Source organism: Rhodococcus sp. EPR-147, from assembly GCF_001647185.1.
In the GTDB taxonomy this organism is placed as follows: domain Bacteria; phylum Actinomycetota; class Actinomycetes; order Mycobacteriales; family Mycobacteriaceae; genus Rhodococcoides.
In genome coordinates, this window is record NZ_LVCU01000028.1 from 1 (window position 1) to 2960 (window position 2960).

A 2960-nucleotide genomic window follows, 5' to 3' on the forward strand; every position below is an offset into this window, starting at 1 on the left:
GCCTCTGACCAGGCATATCGTCCTGAGCATGAGCGTAGACATCAAAGAAACCAGCCACACCAAGTTCCACGCACTTCTCCGCGACCAGATTCGCAACGAGTTCAACGCCTCGCAGCAGTACATCGCCACCGCGGTCTACTTCGCGAATGTCGATCTGCCGCAGCTGGCCAAGCACTTCTATGCGCAGTCGGTCGAAGAGCGCAACCACGCGATGATGATCGTGCAGTACTTCCTCGATCGCGACATCACCGTCGAGCTGACCGGCGTCGACGCGTCGAAGTCCGTCTTCACCGATCCGCGTGAGGCCATCGCCCTGGCGCTGGCACAGGAGGAGACCGTCACCGAGCAGATCATCGCTCTGGCGAGCACCGCACGCGAAGAGGGCGACTACCTCGGCGAGCAGTTCATGCAGTGGTTCCTCAAGGAGCAGGTCGAGGAAGTTGCCAGCATGAAGACGCTGCTCAACATCGCCGATCGTGCGGGCCACAACCTGTTCGACCTCGAGCAGTTCGTCGCCCGTGAGATGAACACCAGCGTGACCGCCGACTCGGGCGCACCGACCGTCGCCGGCGGATCGCTGTAGATTCGCACCGCAACTCTGCGCGGATGACGCGCTCATACGGGTGGCCACTCGAACGAGGATTCCTTGTTCGAGCGGCCACCCGTTTCGCGTTCTAGCGCAGAGTGCGTTCTAGCGCAGAGTGACCTGGCGGCCGCGTAGGCCGTCGCGCGAACGCAACTGAGCCGCCGTGAGCGGAGCGTCGACAGCCAGTGCCTCGCTCAGTTTCTCGCCGAATTCCTTTGTCGGCTTTGCCCATTCGGTGGGGTGCATCTCGGGATCGAGATCGAACACCGGCACCAGCAGCCCGTGCGTGCGGAACGAACCGGCGTAGCGCGAACCTTCACCCAGGTTCAGATCGCCCGCCGCATGCAGGCGAGCCAACGCGAGCATCACGTCGTCTTCGTTCTCCGGACGAACCCACCGGATGTGTGCCTTGTCGCCTGCATCCACCCACCAGGCCGCGACGACGCCGTCGGCCTCGATCCGCGCCGAGGGCATGATCGCCTGGTTCGCACGTTCCACGGTTGCAGTCACATCGGCTGCGGGAGTGGCACTTTCGGGAATCCACCAGTTGAAGTCCTGATGAACGGTGATCTCGAGCAGCGCGGAGGCGTCGAGCACCTCGGTCAACGCGGGCGTGCTGTCGGTGATCTTCGCGGCTTCGAGCGACTCGCCCGCGGACGCGGTGGACGCCCAGCCGAGCGCGCTACTGATATCTGCCGCAACATCTTTCGACTGATTCTGCACCTGAAGGCCGACGAATCCCTCGACGGTATCGGCATCTTCGCGCACCAGTGCCGCGACGGCACCGGGTAGCACCGTGGCCAGCGTGATGGTGCGACCGTCCACGGTGATCGGCGCGGTGGCCGTCGCCGACGGGACGAACTCGCGCAGCGCTACCAGGTCGCATTCGGCGGCGAGGCCTTCGAACGGGCGAGCCGACGCCGATTCGATGCTCGCGCGTTCCGCTTCTCGCTGCGCGAGCTTCGCTGCTCGGTTGCTGTCCTGCTTCGGTCCACTGTTTCTTTTGCTCTTACCCACGCCCGAAAACCTACACGTTCTTCGATTCGAGCCAGGCTCGCGTTCGGCCGGGGTGGTTGGTGGCGATCCACCCGACGCCGAGCTCGCGGCACAGGTCCACGTCCTCTTTCTCGTCGACGGTCCACACGTAGCTGGCCCGGCCGGACGCGGCTGCGCGGTCGATGATGGCCGGGTGCTCGCGCAGCGCGCGAATCGACGGGCCGACTGCGGTGGCCCCGACGGTCGTCGCCGCTCCCCCACCGAGGTAGTGCGAGCTGTCGCCGAGGAGCACCGTCGGAAGCATCGGAGCCGACCGTCGTACGCGCCAGACGGCCGAGGGCGCGAACGACATGATGACCGCCCGCGAGTGGTCGGCCGACGCGGGCGCGCCGATGCCGAACTTGTGCAGCTCGGCAAGCACCGTGCTTTCGATCAGCGAGCCGTATCGCACGGGATGCTTGGTTTCGATGAAGAGTTTGACCGGCTTGCTGGTCCAGTCCAGGACGAGAGCAATGAGGTCGTGCAACGTCAGGAGTTCGGCGGGTTCGTCGTCGTCGCCGTAGTTCAGTCGGGCCAGATCGGCGAAGTCCATCTCGCTGACGATGCCGGTGCCGTTCGAGGTGCGATCGACGCGGCGATCGTGCACGCACACGATGTGGCCGTCCCTGGTGAGCCGCACATCGCATTCGACGCCGTCCGCTCCCTCGCGCAGCGCGAGGTCGTAGGCCGCGAGAGTGTGCTCCTTCTTCGCCGCCGACGCACCTCGATGCGCGACGACCAGTGGCCCACGGCGATCGGGACTCACGACGCCGTCACCGTCTCGGATTCGTGTTCGGGCTGGTTTTGCTCGGGCTGATTCGACTTCGACGCGGTGCCGGTGGCGATCACCCAGCGGGTCGGACGCGACATCGCGGAGCCGCGCAGTGTGCGGCCTTCGAGTCGGCGCATCACGGCCAGGGTCAGCACGGCCGAGACCGCGGCCACCAAGGCCACGACTGCCGACAGCAGAACTCCGTCGGCGCGGGCCTGAAGTGAATCGCGCAGGTTCCACAGCAATTGGACGATGACCAGCGCGTTGCTCGCTGCCCAGACCGCCCACCAGATCCGAACCAGTGTCAGCTCGCGGTGCACGTCGGCATCGGCACCGCCGCGGAGACGGACCACCTCGGTGAGGTAGACCCCCGGCATCACGATGCGGACAAGAGGCAGCATCGACAACAGCAGCATCGGGCGCACCGATCGCGGGTCGGTGGAGCCGGCGGCAGTGAAGGCGAGTCTGCGCTGGTCGATCAGCCAGCAGGACGAAGTGATCAGCGCGGCCAGACCGATGACGAGCGCGCCGACCTGGGCGAAATACACCAACGCGTCGGATACGGCG

The 2960-nt window shown here is 65.7% G+C and carries 4 protein-coding genes; 1 reads left to right on the forward strand and 3 read right to left on the reverse strand.

Annotation, left to right across the window (positions count from 1 at the left end):
• Window positions 1-28: 28 nt before the first annotated feature.
• A complete protein-coding gene (locus A2J02_RS01020; RefSeq protein ID WP_032396487.1) occupies window positions 29-583 on the forward strand; it encodes a ferritin in 555 nt (184 codons plus the stop codon).
• Window positions 584-691: 108 nt separating this feature from the next.
• Here the strand turns inward: A2J02_RS01020 and A2J02_RS01025 are convergent, their stop codons facing one another.
• The 3 genes from A2J02_RS01025 to A2J02_RS01035 all read right to left on the reverse strand — a co-directional run.
• The gene (locus A2J02_RS01025) at window positions 692-1603 is read right to left on the reverse strand and encodes a DUF5926 family protein (protein WP_068045615.1); all 912 of its coding nucleotides are present in this window, start codon (window positions 1601-1603) and stop codon (window positions 692-694) included.
• A gap of 10 nt (window positions 1604-1613) precedes the next feature.
• On the reverse strand, window positions 1614-2387 hold the full coding sequence (locus tag A2J02_RS01030) for a glycerophosphodiester phosphodiesterase (RefSeq protein WP_068045617.1): 774 nt from the start codon (window positions 2385-2387) through the stop codon (window positions 1614-1616).
• A partial coding sequence (locus tag A2J02_RS01035; RefSeq protein WP_156516029.1) for a DUF4328 domain-containing protein occupies window positions 2384-2960 on the reverse strand: 577 nt, incomplete at its 5' end. The genes A2J02_RS01035 and A2J02_RS01030, both read right to left, overlap by 4 nt.

What these genes read in the sequence shown, in the direction of transcription:
- A2J02_RS01020 (WP_032396487.1), top strand. Translation starts at nt 29, where the DNA reads ATGAGCGTAGACATCAAAGAAACCAGCCACACCAAGTTCCACGCACTT.